The 17,855-nt window shown below is 62.4% G+C and carries 15 protein-coding genes; 7 read left to right on the forward strand and 8 right to left on the reverse strand.

Features of this window, described 5'->3' with window-relative positions; all coding sequences use genetic code 11:
* Positions 1 to 52: 52 nt before the first annotated feature.
* The 5 genes from GRI58_RS11875 to ahpC all read right to left on the reverse strand — a co-directional run bounded on the left by GRI58_RS11875 (position 53) and on the right by ahpC (position 7,132).
* Positions 53 to 1,624: a catalase gene (locus tag GRI58_RS11875; protein WP_160753823.1), complete on the reverse strand. Its 1,572-nt coding sequence runs from the start codon at positions 1,622 to 1,624 to the stop codon at positions 53 to 55.
* 99 nt (positions 1,625 to 1,723) lie between these two features.
* Positions 1,724 to 2,338, reverse strand: coding sequence for a Pr6Pr family membrane protein (locus tag GRI58_RS11880; protein ID WP_160753824.1), 615 nt, complete (start codon positions 2,336 to 2,338; stop codon positions 1,724 to 1,726).
* Between the two features lie 98 nt (positions 2,339 to 2,436).
* A complete protein-coding gene (gene katG / locus GRI58_RS11885) occupies positions 2,437 to 4,638 on the reverse strand; it encodes a catalase/peroxidase HPI (protein ID WP_160753825.1) in 2,202 nt (733 codons plus the stop codon).
* Positions 4,639 to 4,861: 223 nt separating this feature from the next.
* Positions 4,862 to 6,451, reverse strand: a complete 1,590-nt coding sequence (gene ahpF, locus GRI58_RS11890; RefSeq protein WP_160753826.1) for an alkyl hydroperoxide reductase subunit F — start codon at positions 6,449 to 6,451, stop codon at positions 4,862 to 4,864.
* A gap of 114 nt (positions 6,452 to 6,565) precedes the next feature.
* On the reverse strand, positions 6,566 to 7,132 hold the full coding sequence (gene ahpC / locus GRI58_RS11895; RefSeq protein WP_160753827.1) for an alkyl hydroperoxide reductase subunit C: 567 nt from the start codon (positions 7,130 to 7,132) through the stop codon (positions 6,566 to 6,568).
* A 406-nt stretch (positions 7,133 to 7,538) separates the two neighbouring features.
* On the opposite strand from ahpC, the gene GRI58_RS11900 reads away from it, so the two are divergent.
* Positions 7,539 to 9,236, forward strand: coding sequence for a retropepsin-like aspartic protease (locus GRI58_RS11900; RefSeq protein WP_160753828.1), 1,698 nt, complete (start codon positions 7,539 to 7,541; stop codon positions 9,234 to 9,236).
* Between the two features lie 13 nt (positions 9,237 to 9,249).
* Here GRI58_RS11900 and aroC read toward each other — a convergent pair whose 3' ends face one another.
* Positions 9,250 to 10,317, reverse strand: a complete 1,068-nt coding sequence (aroC, locus tag GRI58_RS11905) for a chorismate synthase (RefSeq protein ID WP_160753829.1) — start codon at positions 10,315 to 10,317, stop codon at positions 9,250 to 9,252.
* A gap of 265 nt (positions 10,318 to 10,582) precedes the next feature.
* Between aroC and ruvA the strand changes: the two genes are divergently transcribed.
* The 5 genes from ruvA to ruvB all read left to right on the forward strand — a co-directional run bounded on the left by ruvA (position 10,583) and on the right by ruvB (position 13,854).
* Positions 10,583 to 11,188 carry a Holliday junction branch migration protein RuvA gene (gene ruvA, locus GRI58_RS11910; protein WP_160753830.1) on the forward strand — a complete coding sequence of 202 codons (606 nt, stop codon included), beginning with the start codon at positions 10,583 to 10,585 and terminating at the stop codon, positions 11,186 to 11,188.
* Positions 11,185 to 11,550, forward strand: a complete 366-nt coding sequence (locus tag GRI58_RS11915) for a hypothetical protein (protein WP_160753831.1) — start codon at positions 11,185 to 11,187, stop codon at positions 11,548 to 11,550. Before ruvA ends, GRI58_RS11915 begins: the two co-directional genes overlap by 4 nt.
* Complete coding sequence (locus tag GRI58_RS11920; protein ID WP_337190970.1) at positions 11,547 to 11,942, forward strand: GFA family protein; 396 nt, start codon at positions 11,547 to 11,549, stop codon at positions 11,940 to 11,942. The genes GRI58_RS11915 and GRI58_RS11920 overlap by 4 nt, the downstream gene beginning before the upstream one ends.
* Before the next feature lie 34 nt (positions 11,943 to 11,976).
* On the forward strand, positions 11,977 to 12,513 hold the full coding sequence (locus tag GRI58_RS11925) for a DsrE family protein (RefSeq protein ID WP_160753833.1): 537 nt from the start codon (positions 11,977 to 11,979) through the stop codon (positions 12,511 to 12,513).
* Positions 12,514 to 12,819: 306 nt separating this feature from the next.
* Positions 12,820 to 13,854: a Holliday junction branch migration DNA helicase RuvB gene (gene ruvB / locus GRI58_RS11930; RefSeq protein ID WP_160753834.1), complete on the forward strand. Its 1,035-nt coding sequence runs from the start codon at positions 12,820 to 12,822 to the stop codon at positions 13,852 to 13,854.
* 15 nt (positions 13,855 to 13,869) lie between these two features.
* On the opposite strand, the gene acnA is transcribed toward ruvB, so the two are convergent.
* Positions 13,870 to 16,542, reverse strand: coding sequence for an aconitate hydratase AcnA (gene acnA, locus GRI58_RS11935; RefSeq protein ID WP_160753835.1), 2,673 nt, complete (start codon positions 16,540 to 16,542; stop codon positions 13,870 to 13,872).
* A 202-nt stretch (positions 16,543 to 16,744) separates the two neighbouring features.
* Between acnA and GRI58_RS11940 the strand changes: the two genes are divergently transcribed.
* A complete protein-coding gene (locus tag GRI58_RS11940) occupies positions 16,745 to 16,909 on the forward strand; it encodes a hypothetical protein (protein ID WP_160753836.1) in 165 nt (54 codons plus the stop codon).
* Here GRI58_RS11940 and GRI58_RS11945 read toward each other — a convergent pair.
* A complete protein-coding gene (locus GRI58_RS11945) occupies positions 16,906 to 17,847 on the reverse strand; it encodes a DMT family transporter (protein ID WP_337190971.1) in 942 nt (313 codons plus the stop codon). The genes GRI58_RS11940 and GRI58_RS11945 overlap by 4 nt on opposite strands.
* Between the last annotated feature and the right edge of the window lie 8 nt (positions 17,848 to 17,855).

A 17,855-nucleotide genomic window follows, 5' to 3' on the forward strand; every position in this document is an offset into this window, starting at 1 on the left:
CGCGGCTTCCATCGGTAAGAGGGCGGGCAGGTCGGGTCCGCCCGTTGCTGCCTTATTCGGCAGGTTCCATATGCTGCTGCTTGGCGTCCGCGCCATCGCTGCCCATCGCCTTTTTGATGGATTCGGCGCTGCCCATTCCCGGCGTGGTGGACTTGCCGCCGATCATGTCGCGGACCTTCTTCTCGATCCGGTCGCCGATCTTTTCATCGACATTGCGCCAGTATTTGAAGGCGCGCACCAGCACCTTTTCGCTGACGCCATCGGCCAGATGTCCGGCGACGTTGCCGACGAAGCGATCGCGCTGGGCATCGTCCATCACATCATTGACCAACATGCGCGCCTGGCTCCAGTCGTCGTCGCATTCGCGCAAGGTGTAGGCCTGGCGGACCATATCGCCATCGGCGAACCACTCACCCGCGTTATCGGCTTGGTCGCCGAGTGCGGACGGGCCGCCATAGCTGTTGGGTGCATAGACCGGGTCAGTCGCCAGATCGATGCGCATATCGCCTGCGCGCGAATAGGAATGGACCTCGCTCTGCGGGCGGTTCACCGGGATTTGCTTGTAATTGACCCCCAGCCGGGCGCGGTGCGCATCGGCATAGGAGAACCCGCGCGCGAGCAGCATCTTGTCGGGCGACAGGCCAATGCCGGGGACCATATTGTTGGGCTCGAACGCCAGCTGTTCGATCTGCGCGTCCCAATCGACCGGGTTCTTGTCGAGCACCATCTTGCCGACCTCGATCAGCGGATAATCCTCATGCGGCCAGACCTTGGTCAGATCGAAGGGGTTATAGCGATATGTCTTGGCGTCTTCATACGGCATGATCTGCCATTTGAGCGTCCAGCTCGGCGCTTCGCCCTTGGCGATGTGATCGAACAGGTCGCGGCGGTGATAATCGCCGTCCTGCCCGGCCATCTTGTCGGCTTCGTCCTGGCTGAGATAGGCGTTGCCGTCGCCCTGATCGGTGTGGAAGTGGAACTTGACCCAGAACTTCTCGCCCGCCTCGTTGATCAGCATATAAGTATGGCTGGAATAGCCGTTCATCTCACGCCAGTTCTTTGGCACCCCGCGATCGCCCATCAAATAGGTCACCTGATGCGCGCTTTCGGGGCTGAGCGTCCAGAAATCCCACTGCATGTCGTGATCGCGCAGGCCGTTATCGGCACGGCGCTTCTGGCTGCGGATGAACTGCTGGAACTTGATCGGGTCGCGGATGAAGAAGATCGGCGTGTTGTTGCCGACCATGTCAAAATTTCCTTCTTCGGTGTAGAACTTCACCGAAAAGCCGCGCGGGTCACGCCAGGTATCGGGGCTGCCGCGCTCGCCCGCGACGGTTGAAAAGCGCGCCGCAATGTACGTGCGCGTACCTGGCTGGAAGACTTTGGCCTTGGTATATTTCGTGACGTCCTGCGTCACCTTGAAATAGCCGAAAGCCCCCGATCCTTTTGCGTGGGGCTGGCGTTCGGGAATCCGCTCACGGTTGAAATTGGCCATCTGTTCGATGAGGTAGTGATCGTTGAGTACGATCGGCCCGTCCGGTCCCACAGTCAGCGAATGTTCCTCGCTGTGCACCGGGATGCCGGCATCGGTGGTCGTTACGGGGGTGCTGCGCTTGTCGGCCATGGGGATATTCCTCGATTTGGGGGTACATCCCGTCAACGGTCCGTTTGGCCTGCAAGTTCCGAACGCAACCGGCACTCGCCCCGAAATCGTATCCTCTCATCACGCCAGTCGGCGGACCCCCGTGCGAGCTGCAAGTAGCAATGCGCCCATGATCACGAAACCGGCGCCAAGTCCCACCATATTGAGGATTACGGCAGGCCATCCGAAACGGTCCACGTTGAGAAAGAAATAGGGATAGAAATCCGTCCAGCGAGCTGCCGTCAGGATGACGATCGAATAAAGGATCGGCGCGATCACTACCCAGGGCAAATTGCGAAACTGGCCCGGACCGGTCGCACTGAAGCCGAGCCACCAGACGACCGTGAGTGCCGGTATCAGGCTGTGGAAGGTCTGGTCGGTCCACCAGTTGATGCCTTGGGGGTGGACCAGTGCCGCGAGCAAGGCATGGTAGACCAGCGCGACGATCGCGATTGCGGTGGCCAGTGCCAGCAATACACGCGCGCCGACCGGACGGCTTGCGGCAATCAGCCCCAGGATCACCGCGACCGCGCAATTGCTCCAGATAGTGAAGAACCGCAGCATGTTGACCGCCGCCAGCAGGACCGATCCGTCGCGCGTGGTGTCGACTGTGACCTGCACCGCCAGCGCAATCGTGGCGATGAAGGCAATCAGCCCTGCGCTGGTTCGCGCCAGCCTGCTGCTCTGAGTTGTCATCGCCCGCGCATAGCCCGGTCCCACACGCCATCGCAAATGAGAAAGGGCCCCGGCATCGCTGCCGGAGCCCCGTTTCTTGAGATCCGAAAGGGTGGCTTTCAGCCCTTGTGGTATTTCGCCATGGTCAGGTCGAAACGGTCAGCGTCCATGACCTTGGTCCAGGCCTTGACGAAGTCCGCCTTCAGCTTTTCCTCGCCGCCCTTCTGGGCATAGACTTCGGCCACTGCGCGCAGTTCGGAATTGGAGCCGAAAATCAGGTCGGCACGGGTTGCTTTCCACTTCTCTCCGCCATCCTTGCGGTCGGTCGCGACGAAATCCTGCTGGCTGTCGTCGGTCGCCTTCCAGACATTGGTCATGTCGAGCAGATTGACGAAATAGTCGTTGGTGAGCTTGCCCGACTGCTCGGTGAAATGGCCATGCCCGCTGTCGCCGTGATTGGCGCCCAGCACACGCAACCCGCCGATCAGCGCGGTCATCTCCGGTACCGAGAGGCCGAGCAGCGACGCGCGGTCGAGCATCATCTCCTCGGTCTTCACCGCGAGCTTTTTCTTGCCGAGATAGTTGCGGAAGGCATCCGCTTCGGGTTCGAGCCAGTCGAAGCTTTCGACGTCGGTCTGGTCCTGCGTCGCATCGCCGCGCCCGCCGGTAAAGGGCACTTTGCCGGCGCCTGCCTGTTCGAGGCCGACCACGCCGCCCAGCACGATGGCATCGGCAAGGCTCATGTCGCCGCGCAGGCCATCGAGCGTATCGAGCACCTTCTTGAGTTCCGCCGGTTCGTTGACCTCCCAGTCCTTTTGCGGGGCGAGCGCAATGCGCGCACCATTGGCACCGCCACGATAGTCGGTCTTGCGATAGGTCGAGGCCGACGCCCAGGCCGTCTTGACCAGCTGGGCGACGGTCAGGCCACTGTCAGCGATCTTTTGCTTCACCTCTGAGACGAGCGCGTCCGACGGCATGGTTCCAGCCGGAACCGGATCCTGCCAGATCAGGTCTTCGGCAGGCACTTCGGGCCCGAGATAGCGTGTCTTCGGCCCCATGTCGCGATGGGTCAGCTTGAACCAGGCACGCGCGAAAGCGTCGGCAAAAGCCTTGGGATCGTTGCGGAATTTCTCGCTGATCCTGCGATATTCCGGATCGCGCTTCAGCTGCATGTCCGCCGTGGTCATCATGGTCGGGACCTTGATCGAGGGGTCCCAGGCCGCCGGCGCCATGTCTTCTTCCTTCTGGTCGATAGGTTGCCACTGGTTGGCGCCCGCGGGCGATTGGACCAGCTCGTAGTCATAGTCGAGCAGCAGGCGGAAGTAGTTCTCGCTCCATTCGAAGGGGGTGTTGGTCCAGGCGCCTTCGATGCCGCTGGTGATCGTGTGTTCGCCGATCCCGCCATGGTCCTGGTTCGACACCCAGCCAAATCCCATCGCGGTGATGTCGCCGCCAGAAGGAGCTGCGCCCAGCGTCGAGGCATCGCCATTGCCATGGGCCTTGCCGAAAGTGTGACCCCCGGCGGTCAGCGCGACGGTTTCCTCGTCGTTCATCGCCATGCGGCGGAAGGTTTCCTTCATGTCGCGAGCCATGCCCTCGTCATTGTGCGGATTGCCCTGCGGACCTTCGGGATTGACGTAGATCAGCCCCATCTGGATCGCGGCCAGCGGGCCTTCGATCTGTTCGAAACCATGCTCGGGATCGATGCGGGTCTGGACACCTTCGTTGACCCACTTGTCCTCGCTGCCCCAGTAGATGTCGCGTTCCGGCTCGAACACGTCGGCCCGTCCGCCGCCGAAGCCGAAGGTCGGCCCGCCCATCGATTCGATCGCGACATTGCCGGCCAGGATGAACAGGTCGGCCCAGCTGATCGCGGTGCCGTATTTCTGCTTGATCGGCCACAGCAGGCGGCGCGCCTTGTCGAGGTTGCCATTGTCCGGCCAGCTGTCGAGCGGAGCAAAACGCTGTTGCCCGCTGTTGGCGCCGCCGCGTCCGTCGGCGGTGCGATAGGTGCCGGCCGCGTGCCATGCCATGCGGATGAAGAACGGGCCATAGTGGCCATAATCGGCCGGCCACCAAGGTTGGCTGTCGGTCATCAGCGCGGTGAGATCGGCCTTCAGCGCCTTGTAATCGATGGTGTTGAAGGCTTCGGCATAATCGAAGTCCGCGCCCAGCGGATTCGACGGACCATTGGGGGTGAGGATTTCGGTTGCCAGCATATCCGGCCACCAGTCCTTGTTGGTGCGGCCGAGCAGGCTGCGCACGCCACCGTCATGGGGCACGGGGCAGCCGCCTTCGATTGATCCAGTCTTGGCGTCCATCGGTAATCTCCTCTCCAAAGGGAATCGGGGGGTTGTGTCGGTATCGAAGAGGAAGATGACTGTTTGGCGGTAATCCGTCCAATCGATTAACTGGGTATTATTGATTGGCTAAAACGATCTTAGTTTGCGCCTAAAACAACCGTTCGCCGAAGCGACCCTGCGCCGTATACGAAAAAGGGCGGCGCAAGACGCGCCGCCCCTTGTTCCCATGCTGCCAATGCGATCAGGCCGCTTGCGCGATATCCTCGGCCGGTTCGGTCCGGATCAAATAATCGAACGCAGAAAGGCCCGCACGTGAACCTTCGCCCATGGCAACAACGATCTGCTTGTAGGACACGGTGGTGACATCGCCCGCACCGAACACGCCGGGCAGGTTGGTCCTGCCTTCGCCATCGGTCACGATCTCGCCGTGCTTCGACAGCTCGAGCCCGCTGTCCTGCAACCATTCGGTGTTGGGGACGAGGCCAATCTGGATGAACACGCCTTCCAGCTCGATCTTGCGTTCTTCCGCGGTCTTGCGATCCTTGACGATCAACCCATTGACCTTGCCGTCCGCGCCGGTGATCTCGGTCGTTTGGCCGCCGGTGATGATGGCGACATTGTCCATGCTGTTGAGCTTGGCCTGCAACACCGCATCGGCGCGCAGCTTGTCGTCATATTCGATGAGCGTGACATGGCCGACGATCTTGGCCAGGTCGATCGCCGCCTCGACGCCCGAATTGCCGCCGCCGATCACCGCGATACGCTTGCCCTTGAACAGCGGCCCGTCGCAATGCGGGCAATAGGCAACGCCCTTGTTGCGATAGTCCGCCTCGCCCGGCACGCCGAGATTGCGCCAGCGCGCGCCGGTCGACAGGATCAGGCTGCGCGCCTTGAGGCTGGCGCCATTGGCCAGCTTCACTTCGTGCAGGCCGCCCGCCTGCTTGGCGGGGACGAGCTCGATCGCGCGCGCGAGGTTCATCAGGTCGATATCGTATTCGCCGACATGGCGCTCCAGATCGCCTGCCAGCTTCGGCCCTTCGGTATAGGGGGTGCCGGGCAGGTTCTCGATCCCCAGCGTGTCGTGCAGCTGCCCGCCGAAGCGTTCTGCGGCGATGCCGGTGCGAAAGCCCTTGCGCGCGGTATAGATTGCGCTGGTCGCGCCCGCCGGACCGCCGCCAATGACGAGCACTTCGAACGGATCTTTCGCCGCCAGCTTTTCTGCCGCCTTCGCATCGGCATTGCTGTCCAGTCGGCTGAGGATTTCGGCCAGCTCCAGCTTGCCGTTGTAGAATGGTTCGCCATTGAGGAAGGTCGCGGGCACGGCCATCACCTCTCGCGCATCGACTTCGTCCTGATACGCGCCGCCTTCGATCAGCGTAGCGGTGATGCGCGGGTTCTCCAGTGCCATCAGCGTCAGCGCCTGCACCACGTCGGGGCAATTGTGGCAAGACAGCGAGAAATACATCTCGAATGCGAAATCGCCCTCCAGCCCGCGCACCTGCTCGAGCAGATCGGCGTCGACCTTGGGGGGATGGCCGCCCGCCCACAGAAGCGCAAGGACGAGCGAGGTGAACTCGTGCCCCATCGGCAGGCCTGCAAAGCGCACCCACTTTTCCGCATCCGATGCGCGGCGGATGACGAAGCTGGGCTTGCGCTGGTCGGTCCCGTCGAAATGCGCGCTGACCATGTCGTGCAGCGCGGCGATCTCGGTCAGCAATTCGCGGGTCTGGGCGGATTTTTCATCCTCGCCCAGCGACGCGACGAGCTCGATCGGCTCGCGCAGATTGGCGAGATAGGTCTTGAGCTGGGTCTGCATGGCCTGGTCGAGCATGGATAAAGTCCTGTTGGATTGGGGAGAGGTAAAAGCCCGGAGCGGGGGGAGGGGGGACAGGCCCCGGGCCTTCGTGCGGACCCGGACTTTCACGCCCGGGTCCGCAATGGTCGCTTAGAGCTTGCCGACGAGGTCGAGCGAGGGGGCCAGCGTGTCGCTGCCTTCTTCCCATGCGGCGGGACAGACCTGGCCGGGGTTGTTGCGAACATATTGCGCGGCCTTGATCTTGCGGGTCAGCTCGTTGGCGTTGCGGCCCACGCCCTCGCAGGTGATCTCCATGATCTGGATCACGCCGTCGGGATCGACCACGAAGGTCGCACGGTCGGCGAGACCGACGCCGTCACGCAGCACGCCGAAATTGTTGGCCAGCGTGTGCATCTGGTCGCCGAGGAAGGCGAACTTCAGCTTGCCGATCTTCTCGGAGGTGTCGTGCCATGCCTTGTGGCTGAAATGCGTGTCGGTCGAAACGCCGAACACTTCCACGCCCATGCTCTGCAGCATGTCGTACTTCTCGCCGAGATCTTCCAGTTCGGTCGGGCACACGAATGTGAAATCCGCCGGATAGAAGAAGAACACCGCCCACTTGCCCTCGATGTCCTTTTCGGTGACGTCGAAGAAGTCCTTGCCGGCCTGAAAGGCGGTTGCCTGGAATGGTTTGATGGTGCTGCCGATGATACCCATTGTTGGATGCTCCTGATGTGTTGAGTGAAAACCAGTCGCTCTCAACATAGGTATTGCTGCGATGCAAAAAAGCGATTTGTTGCGATTGCGAAGATCGAAATAATCGTTCACGCAGCGGGAACTTTCGCAAAGCGCAACAATTGCGTCTTTTCTGTTGCGTAACGCGCAATCTGGCGGTTCTGTGTTGGCAGTGTCGCGGAAGCGAACAAGCGCCGAAATATGACCGAAAATTCATTTGCTCCGTCACGTTTCTCAGCGCAGCTTCCCAGAAAAGCGGGGGCTATTAATGGGTTGTGTTTCGAAATAGCGAATTCTGGCGTCGGGCATTGCCTCGGCGGTCAGCGTCTTCCCGGTGCTGGCACATTCCGAGCAATGCCGACTTCCGGCGTTTCAGCTGCCTGTAACGATGGATGGGCTGAGCGCGAGCGTCCCGGTTACCGTCAATGGCCACAAGACGACATTCTGGCTCGATTCCGGTGCGTGGTTCTCCATCATGTCCAACGCCAAGGCACAGGAACTCGGACTGCGCATCGATCAAGCCCCTCGAGGGCTTATGATGTCGGGAATTGGCGGATCATTTCGCCCAGAGGTCACTACGATCAGCGACTTTGCGATCAATGGTTCGGTGTTGCACAGAGTCGATTTCATCGTCGGCGGTAGTGACGCCGGGTCGGGTCTGATCGGGCGCAATTTGCTTGCCAACTTCGATACCGAATTCGACATCGCGCATGGAAGCGTATCAATCGTTCGCCCCGAAGGTGACTGCAAACATGTCAATTTTGGCTATTGGTCGAAGAGTCAGTTGCCGTTCACGGTCAAGTTGCTGCGCGGCGAAGGCAATGGCAAGATCAACGATTTCGCCCTGCCGGTGATGCTGAACGGTAAGGAGGTTGAGGCAGAGATCGACAGCGGTGCCATCACGCTGATCAGTCGCCGTGCCGCCGAGCGAGCCGGCATCGATCTCGATGGGCCGGACGCCATACCGATCGAGCGGCTTTCCGGTTTCGGGAGACACTTTGAGAAGGGGTGGTCCGTCAGGCTCAAAAGCGTTTCGATCGGGGATGAAACCATTCTCAACCCGCGCCTCACCGTCATAGATGGTCCGATCGTGGATGGGCCGAATGCTCCCGACATGTTGCTCGGTATCGGATATCTGCTGTCGCACCATCTTTATGTCTCGCGCGATCAGCATCTCATTTATTTTACCTACAGTGGCGGCAAGCCATTCATCGACCTGAGCTCGCCGAACCAGAATGGCGTCAGCACAGCCGCTGCGGTGTCCACTATTCCCGAAGGAAAGCATCTGGTTAAGGCGGTCGGGGCCGATGCAACGCCCAAGAATGCAGGCGAATTCGCTCGTCAGGGTGCGGTGCTGCTTGCTCGCAATGATTCGAAAGGCGCTGTGGCTGCCTATTCCCACGCAGTGAAGCTCGAACCCGAAAACGGCGAATACTACCACCAGTTGAGCCTCGCCGAGCGTCGAACGGGGGACTACAAAGCCGCTCTGACCGATTTGCAGAAAGCCGCCGCGCTCAAGCCTGACGATCCCGACATCATGCTCGACCTCGCCTTCGCATATCACGCGCATGACGAGCCGGCGCAGGCCTGGTCGGCGGCACAGAAGGCCAAGGCGTTGATCGCCCCGCAATCGCTGCAAGTCACCGCGTTGGCCGATCTCTATATCGAACTCGGCCACGCTGCCGATGCAGTGCCGCTTTACGATCCGGTGATCCGCACGCATCGCGAAGACCACAATCTCGGCGCGCTCTACAACGGTCTATGCTGGAGCAGCGGGCTCGGCAATGTCGCTACCGATGACGCGCTGCGCGATTGCAAGCGCGCCTTGAAGCTGTCGAACGATGCCCCCGCCGTGCGCGACAGCCTTGCGCTCGTGCTCTATCGGCAGGGCAAGTTTGACGACGCGCTGGACAATTACAACAAGGTGCTGGCCGCGCAGCCGAAAGAGGCCTGGTCGCTCTATATGCGCGGGATGACCGAGACCAAGCTCGGGCAGGCGGCACAGGGCGCAAAGGACCGCAAGGATGCTGTCGTCCTGGATACTTCGGTCGCCGACCGCGCGAAGGCTTACGCTCTGGAACCCTGATCGCGGCGCAGCCTCACCCGCACTGCGCGCGGTTGAGCAGCTTGTGATCGGCCAGCACCAGCGCCATCATCGCCGCGACGACCGGCGTGCCGCGAATGCCGACGCAAGGGTCATGGCGGCCCTTCGTCCGGACCTGTACCGCCTCGCCATCGCTGGTGATGCTGTCCACGGGTGTCAGGATCGAGCTGGTCGGCTTGAACGCCACGCGGCACACCACCGGCTGTCCAGTGGAAATTCCGCCTGCGATCCCACCGGCGTGGTTCGCATCGAACTTCGGCCCGCCGGCGGCGGGATGCATCGGGTCGGCGTTCTGTTCGCCGGTCAGCCTGGCCGCGCCGAAGCCATCGCCGATCTCCACCCCCTTGACCGCGTTGATCCCCATCATGGCGGCGGCAAGGTCGGCGTCGAGCTTGGCATAGATCGGCGCGCCCCAGCCTGCCGGAACCCCCTCGGCCACGCATTCGACCACCGCGCCGAGCGACGATCCGGCTTTGCGCGCTTCGTCCACCAGCCTCTCCCAGCGCACCGCCGCTCCGGCATCGGGGCACCAGAAGGGATTGCGCGCAATCTCGTCCGCATCGAAATTTGCAGGATCGATAGCATCGCCGCCGATTTCGCAGACATAGGCGGTAATCGTCACCTCGGGCACGACCAGCCGCGCCACCGCGCCTGCCGCCACGCGCGCCGCCGTTTCGCGCGCCGAACTGCGCCCGCCGCCGCGATAATCGCGCAGGCCGTATTTGGCGTCATAGGCATAGTCGGCATGGCCGGGGCGATAGCTTTGCGCGATCTCGGAATAATCCTTGGACCGCTGATCGGTGTTCTCGATCATCAGGCTGATCGGCGTGCCGGTCGTCTGCCCTTCGAACACGCCCGACAGGATGCGCACCGCGTCGGGCTCCTGCCGCTGGGTGGTGAACTTGCTCTGCCCCGGACGGCGCGCGTCGAGGAACGGCTGGATGTCGTGCTCGGCCAGCGTCAGTCCGGGAGGGCAGCCATCGACCACCGCGCCCAGCGCAGGCCCGTGACTTTCGCCCCAGGTGGTAAAGCGCAGCACGCGTCCGAATGTGTTCCAGCTCATGCACGCAGTCTTAGCGCAAGAGTGCCCGCTGTCGAGCGGGGCCATACGAAGATTTTCCTACCCCGCGCAAAGCTGGCATCGCGGCGGACATGGTCACGCCTTCTTCCACCGCTGAAACGATGCCTCTTGAGCAAAAGCCACACGCACTTGTGTTTTTTGCTTCAGGACCGTGTTCCATGTGTTCCATATCGTTGGACGCACCCGGGCGGTTCACAACTTTGCTCCAACACTGGCAAACGCGCCGTGTTTGGGGCAGGAACAAAGCATGATTGCGAAACTGCGCGGCCTGCTTGACGAGACCGGCACCGATTGGGCGGTGATCGATGTGTCGGGTGTTGGCTATCTGGTCCATTGTTCGAACCGCACCCTCGCCTCGCTGGGCGAAAAGGGCGAAGCCTGCACCGTCTATACCGATTTGCAGGTGAGCGAGAACGACATGCGCCTGCTCGGCTTTGCCGATGCGGGGGAGCGTGACTGGTTCCGCCTGCTGACGGGTGTGCAGGGCGTGGGGAGCAAGGTCGGCCTGGCGATCCTTTCCGCCCTCAGCCCCGGCGAATTGCGCGATGCCTGCTCGCGCGGCGATGCCGCCAGCGTGGCGCGCGCGCAGGGCGTGGGGCCGAAACTTGCCGGGCGGATCGTCAACGAGCTGAAGGACAAGGCAGGCGCCTTGCCCGGCGGCGGCGGTGCGGGGCAAACCTTCGCTGCCACCCCGGCGGGCGCGGCCAGCGCCGACGCAGTGAGCGCGCTGGAAAATCTTGGCTTCAAACCCGCCGTTGCCGCGCGCGCCGTGGCGGAAGCGACGGGAGAACTCGGCGAGGGTGCGAGCGAGAGCGACCTGATCCGCGTGGCGTTGAAGAAGGCGGCGGGGTGATGGTAAAGGATTGGCGTCTTGTGGTGCTGGCGGTTTATGCGGTCGCGATCGCCTATCTGATGGTCGATGCGGGACGGCCGGACAGCGCGGAGTGGTTCGGTTTTGCTGCCTTTTTCATGGTGTTTGCGCTGGCGCCGCTGGCGCTGCTCTGCCTCACCCGCTCGCATCGCACGGCCAAGGGCGTGGCCGCCATCGTCCTTGGGCTGAGCGGATTATGGGTGATTGTCGATACGCTCTATCGCGCCGCGCCCGATGCGCAATCGGCGCTGGTGTTCGCGGTCGTACCCGCGCTGCAATGGGTCGCGGCGATGATCGTGCTCGTCGGGTTGATGGTGATGGGCCGCGTCGGGAGCGGGAAGTGACCCGCATCGCCACCTGCCAATGCGGCCAGCTTTCCCTGGCGTGCGATGGGGAACCCGCCCGCGTTTCGGTTTGCCATTGCCTCGATTGCCAGAAGCGCAGCGGTGCGCCTTTCGCGGCGCAGGCGCGGTTTCCGGCGGAGCAGGTGACGGTTTCGGGCACGGACAAGGTGTGGGAGCGGACCGCCGAGAGCGGCAACACGTCGGAGCACCACTTCTGCCCCGAATGCGGATCGGAGGTGTGGTATGTCGCGCGGCCTTTTCTCGAAATGATGGCGATCCCGGTGGGTCGTTTCGCCGATCCTGAATTTCCGCCGCCCGAATACTCGGTGTACGAGGTTCGCCGCCACCCATGGGTCGCTGTGGTGGGCGAGGGGATCGAACATTATGACTGACCGCGCACGCCCGAAGCGCAAAGGAGCCAATCCGATGAAACGATTGCTGTTGTTGCCCCTGCTTGCTTTCGCCATGCCCGCCACCGCGCAGGATATGAGCGCGTTCAAGACCGGCCCGGTGTTCACCGATTTCGGCCCGCACGCGCCGGTGCAGGGGATCGAGAAGCTGCCCGCGACGACCGAATTCAAGGTCGTCTTCAACGTCGATACCGAAGCCAAGGACGGCAAGCGCAACGAGGGCATCGAGAGCGCGGCGCGTTTCATCAACATGAACGTCGCGCATGGCGTGCCCGAGGACAACATCCACATCGCCATCGTCGCTCACGGCAAGGCGCTGTTCGATCTGCTCAACCCCGCAGGCTGGGCGGCGCATGACAAGAGCGGCGACAACCCGTCGGCCGCGATGGTGCAGGCGCTTCTCGATCACGGGGTGCGGATCATCATCTGCGGCCAGAGCAAGGCGGCACTCGGCGTCAAGGATGGCGAGCTGATCCCTGGCGTGGAGACAGCCCTGTCGGCCATGGACGCCTTCGCGCTGCTCCAGCAGCAGGGCTATACGGTCAATCCGTGAGGTGAGTCCCAATGTTAAAGAGACCTGACAGTCCAGCGGTCGATTGGAGCACGCTCCGAAGTGAAGGCGGCAATCTCACTTTGCGTTTCCGCGACGGCAAACCCTCTCACATCGTCGTGCTACCCGAGGAGGTTCTAGAAGATGGGCTAGGAACAAGAGAGCAGGAGCCGAAGTCAGATGCTCTCGCCCATAAAGATCGAGTCGAAGGCGCAATTCGAAGAGCTTTTGCCTCCGCTGACTGGCAAGAGATGGTTGAAATAAAATCTGGCACGAAGCTACATCAACTTTGGATCACGCGGTTCCACTTTGAACGCTACTGAACCCCTCCACTCCGCCCAGCGCCAGTCGGAAGATCCGGATGCTGCGCTCAGGCCCAAGTCGCTCGGCGAGTTCGTCGGGCAGGCGGCGGCGCGCGAGAATCTGCGCGTGTTTATCGAGGCCGCGCGCGGGCGGGGCGAGGCGATGGACCATGTGCTATTCTTCGGCCCGCCCGGCCTCGGCAAGACCACGCTGGCGCAGATCGTCGCCAAGGAGCTGGGCGTGGGTTTCCGCGCCACCAGCGGCCCGGTGATCGCCAAGGCAGGCGATCTGGCTGCGCTGCTGACCAATCTCGAACCGCATGACGTGCTGTTCATCGACGAGATCCACCGGCTCAATCCGGTGGTCGAGGAGGTTCTGTATCCGGCGATGGAGGACCGCGCGCTCGACCTGATTATCGGCGAGGGGCCATCGGCGCGCAGCGTGCGGATCGATCTGCCGCCGTTCACGCTGGTCGGCGCGACCACGCGGCAGGGGCTGCTGACCACGCCGCTGCGCGATCGGTTCGGCATCCCGGTGCGGCTCAATTTCTACACCGAGGACGAATTGCTGCGCGTCGTGACGCGCGGCGCGGGTTTGCTCGGCATGGGCGTGGACGAGGGCGGCGCGCGCGAGATCGCCCGACGCAGCCGCGGAACGCCGCGCGTCGCCGGGCGATTGCTGCGCCGGGTGCGCGATTTCGCCCATGTCGCCGGGACCGAGAGGATCACCCGCGCTGTGGCGGACGATGCGCTGACCCGGCTGGAGGTCGATTCGCTCGGCCTCGATGCGATGGATCGGCGTTACCTCACCATGATCGCGACCACATACAAGGGCGGTCCGGTCGGGGTCGAAACGCTTGCCGCCGGTCTGTCCGAACCACGCGATACGGTGGAGGAGGTGATCGAGCCCTATCTCATCCAGCTCGGCCTGATTGCGCGCACGGCGCGCGGGCGGTGCCTCAACGATGGCGGATGGGCGCATCTGGAAATGACCCCGCCCGCCGCGAGCGGCCAGGCGGGGTTGTTCGGGGAGGGCGAGTAGCCCTCCCGATCATTGTCAGGCTGCGAGGTTACGCAACACGTACTGGAGGATGCCGCCGTTGCGGTAATACTCCATCTCGTTGGCGGTATCGATGCGGCACTGGGCGGTGAAGGACAGTGTCGAGCCATCGGCACGGGTCACTTCGACTTCGACGTCCTGAGACGGGGTGAGGTTGGCCAGTCCACGGATCGTGAAGCTGTCGTCACTCTTGAGGCCCAGCGTCTCACGCGTGTCGCCGTTCTTGAACTGGAGGGGCAGCACGCCCATCCCGATGAGGTTGGACCGGTGGATACGCTCGAAACTTTCGACGATCACGGCACGAACGCCGAGCAGGACGGTGCCCTTGGCCGCCCAGTCGCGGCTCGACCCGGTGCCATATTCCTTGCCCGCCACGACGACCAGCGGTGTACCGTCGGCCTTGTGCTTCATCGCCGCGTCATAGATCGGCATCTGCTCACCCTTGTAGGTGGTGACGCCGCCCTCGACGCCCGGAACCATCTCGTTGCGGATGCGGATATTGGCAAAGGTGCCGCGCATCATCACCTCGTGATTGCCGCGGCGGCTGCCGTAGGAGTTGAAGTCCGCCTTGGCGACCTGGTTCTCCATCAGATACTTGCCTGCGGGGCTGTCTTCCTTGATCGATCCTGCCGGGCTGATGTGGTCGGTGGTCACGCTGTCGCCGAGGATTGCGAGCGGCTGGGCTTCGACGATGTCGGTCACCGGAGCCGGAGTCATCTCCATCCCGTCGAAGAACGGCGGGTTGGCGACATAGGTCGAACCCGGCTTCCAGCGATAGGTATCGGAAGGTTCGACCTTGATCGCCTGCCAGTGCTCGTCGCCCTTGTAGACGTCGGCATAGCGGCTCTCGAACATCTTGCGATCGATCGCGCCCGAACGCACCCGGATGATCTCCTCGTTGCTCGGCCAGATATCGGCCAGCATCACGTCGTCACCGTTCTGGTCCTGCCCGATCGGGGTGGTTGTGATATCCTCGGTCACCGTCCCCTTGAGCGCATAGGCAACCACCAGCGGCGGGCTGGCGAGGAAGTTCGCGCGAACATCGGGGCTGACGCGGCCTTCAAAATTGCGGTTGCCCGACAGCACGCTGGCGGCGACGATATCGTTGCCGTTGATCGCTTTGCTGATCGGCGGGGCGAGTGGCCCGGAATTGCCGATGCAGGTGGTGCAGCCGTAACCGACCAGATCGAAGCCGATAGCGTTGAGATGGTCCTGCAAGCCTGCCTTGATGAGGTAGTCGGTGACAACCTGCGATCCCGGCGCGAGGCTGGTCTTGACCCACGGCTTGGGCTTCAGGCCCTTCTCATTCGCTTTCTTGGCGACGAGGCCCGCGGCGATCAGCACGTCGGGGTTGGAGGTGTTGGTGCAGCTGGTGATCGCGGCGATCACCACGTCGCCATCGCCGATGTCGTGGCCTTTCTCGTCGACCGGCACGCGCACCGGCGCATCCTTTTTGTAAAGGCTCTTGAGCTGGCCATTGAACAGCTCGTCCACCTCCGGCAGCGCGACCTTGTCCTGCGGGCGCTTCGGACCGGCGAGGCTGGGCACGACCTTGCCCATGTCCAGCTCCAGCGTGTTGGTGAAGATCGGCTCGTGATCGGGTTCGAACCACAGGCCCTGTTCGCGGGAATAGGCTTCGACGAGGGCGATCTGGTCTTCCGGGCGGCCGGTAAGGCGCAGATAATCGATGGTCTTCTGATCGATGCCGAAAAAGCCGCAAGTCGCGCCATATTCAGGTGCCATATTGGCGATGGTTGCACGGTCGGCCACGCTCAGCGTCGCAACGCCCGGGCCGTAGAATTCGACGAACCGTCCGACCACGCCAACTTCGCGCAGCATCTGCACGCAGGTCAGCACGAGATCGGTGGCGGTAATGCCCTCGGCCATCTCGCCCGTCAGCTTGAAACCGACCACTTCGGGGATCAGCATCGAAACCGGCTGGCCGAGCATCGCGGCCTCCGCCTCGATCCCGCCGACGCCCCAGCCCAGCACGCCCAGGCCATTGACCATGGTGGTGTGGCTGTCAGTGCCAACACAAGTATCGGGATAGGCAACCAATTCGCCATCGGGGTTCTCGCTCGCCCATACGCAGCGCGCGATATGTTCGAGGTTTACCTGGTGGCAGATGCCGGTGCCCGGAGGAACGGCGGAGAAATTCTGGAAGCTTTTTGATCCCCATTTGAGGAAGTCATAGCGTTCGGCATTGCGGTGATATTCAAGCTCGACGTTCTGGGCAAAAGCCTTGGGCGTGCCGAACTCGTCCACCATCACCGAGTGATCGATGACGAGGTTTACGGGAACCTGCGGATTGATCTTGGCGGTATCGCCGCCGAGCTTGCCGATGGCATCGCGCATGGCGGCCAGGTCGACGACACAGGGAACGCCGGTGAAATCCTGCAGCAGCACGCGGGCAGGGCGATACTGGATTTCCTGGCCGGTCTTGGGATTCTTCTGCCAGTTGGCGATTGCACGGATATGATCTTCGCCGACGGTGAAGCCTTCGTCCTCGAACCGCAGCATGTTCTCCAGCAGAACCTTAAGGCTGAAGGGCAACCGGGAAACGTCCCCGATCTTCGCCGCCGCTTTGGCAAAGGAATAATAGGTATAATCCTTTCCGTTCACGGTGAGTTTCGAGCGGGTTGCGAGCGTGTCCTTGCCGACCTCGGTCATGCCTGTGCCAATCCTTTCTTTCTGGAGCCGTCACCTCATCAATGGACAAGGCGGCTGTATGTGCCGCGCACCTGCGCTGTGCGGGCCAGAAAATCAAGGGGCGAGCCTAGGGGCAGACGGCGCGGGGAACCGCTGAAAGGTGCGCGTCATTAATATGGCAGAAACAAGGCAAAGGCTAGGAACGGTAGTCAGGGAGTAAAAAATGGCAGTTTTGCGAGATAATGGTACGGGCAAACCTTCAGCCAGGTCACGTTCGCTTCGCATTGCTGTGGTCGGCACGATATTGGCGGTGGCCGCCTGTTTCGGTGTGGCCATCTCTCTTGCAGGTGTGCCCGCAGCTGCCGAACAGGCTCAGCAAATCCGCTAGATCGCCGCTTGCTCCGTGCGCTTGCGTCGCGCCGCGATCCAGCAGCCCAGGACGATCAATCCGGCGCCGATGATTGTCGTGACCGCGAGCTTTTCGCGAAAAAACAGCCAGCCGAACAGACTGGCCCACAGAAATCCGCTATATTCCATCGGCACCAGCGCCTGCGCCTCTTCGCGCGCATAGGCCCAAGCGATTGCGATAGCGCCGATGACGGTGAGCGCCGCCGCGCAGGCAATCCCCCATAGATTTCCGATGGCTGGTGCGGTGAACAGGAATGGGGCGGCAATGCCCAGAACCATTGCGGAAACGCCCGAGTGGAACGCGGCGATCTCAAGCGGACCAGCGGCCTGCGACTGACGGCGGATCAGGATGAAATTATAGGCGTATAATGCCGCCGAGGTGAGGATCGCCGCGAGCCCAAGCATCGTATCGTTATCGAATGTGCTGCGCGAGATCTTGCCACCGACTATGACCAGCGTGCCGGCCAATCCAAGGATGGCGGCAAGGATGGCGGCCCGGTGGATCGATTCGCCCAGCAATGTGTGGGCAAGGTACAGCGCGAGGATCGGAGCCACGAAACTGATGGCGATTGCTTCGGCAATCGCGAGCTTGGTCAGGGCATAGAAAAAAGTGATCGCCATGAAGGTGGATACCACGCCTCGCTGGACGTGCAGTTCCAGTACAGGCCTGTGTGGCCAGCGACCGCCGCGCAGGAGCCATAGCGGCGTTGCCAATGCGGCTCCCATGGTCGAGCGTAGCCAGGCGGCACTGTATGCGCCGATGGCGAGCGACGCGCCCTTCATGAAGGCGTCCATCAGCGAAAGGCAGGCGATGCCGAAAAGTGCGGCGAGGATCGGCAAGGCTGCGTATGATCGGGCCATATCGCAGGTGACGTAACGCTTCGTCGCAGACAGGTCACCTGTCCGGTGACGATTCACGCCTGCTT

Source organism: Qipengyuania algicida (assembly GCF_009828025.1).
GTDB lineage: Bacteria > Pseudomonadota > Alphaproteobacteria > Sphingomonadales > Sphingomonadaceae > Qipengyuania > Qipengyuania algicida.

What these genes read in the sequence shown, in the direction of transcription:
- GRI58_RS11900 (WP_160753828.1), top strand. Translation starts at nt 7,539, where the DNA reads ATGGATGGGCTGAGCGCGAGCGTCCCGGTTACCGTCAATGGCCACAAG.
- katG (WP_160753825.1), bottom strand. Translation starts at nt 4,638, where the DNA reads ATGGACGCCAAGACTGGATCAATCGAAGGCGGCTGCCCCGTGCCCCAT.
- acnA (WP_160753835.1), bottom strand. Translation starts at nt 16,542, where the DNA reads ATGACCGAGGTCGGCAAGGACACGCTCGCAACCCGCTCGAAACTCACC.
- aroC (WP_160753829.1), bottom strand. Translation starts at nt 10,317, where the DNA reads ATGAGCTGGAACACATTCGGACGCGTGCTGCGCTTTACCACCTGGGGC.
- ahpC (WP_160753827.1), bottom strand. Translation starts at nt 7,132, where the DNA reads ATGGGTATCATCGGCAGCACCATCAAACCATTCCAGGCAACCGCCTTT.
- GRI58_RS11875 (WP_160753823.1), bottom strand. Translation starts at nt 1,624, where the DNA reads ATGGCCGACAAGCGCAGCACCCCCGTAACGACCACCGATGCCGGCATC.
- GRI58_RS11880 (WP_160753824.1), bottom strand. Translation starts at nt 2,338, where the DNA reads ATGACAACTCAGAGCAGCAGGCTGGCGCGAACCAGCGCAGGGCTGATT.
- GRI58_RS11940 (WP_160753836.1), top strand. Translation starts at nt 16,745, where the DNA reads ATGGCAGTTTTGCGAGATAATGGTACGGGCAAACCTTCAGCCAGGTCA.
- ruvA (WP_160753830.1), top strand. Translation starts at nt 10,583, where the DNA reads ATGATTGCGAAACTGCGCGGCCTGCTTGACGAGACCGGCACCGATTGG.
- GRI58_RS11925 (WP_160753833.1), top strand. Translation starts at nt 11,977, where the DNA reads ATGAAACGATTGCTGTTGTTGCCCCTGCTTGCTTTCGCCATGCCCGCC.
- ahpF (WP_160753826.1), bottom strand. Translation starts at nt 6,451, where the DNA reads ATGCTCGACCAGGCCATGCAGACCCAGCTCAAGACCTATCTCGCCAAT.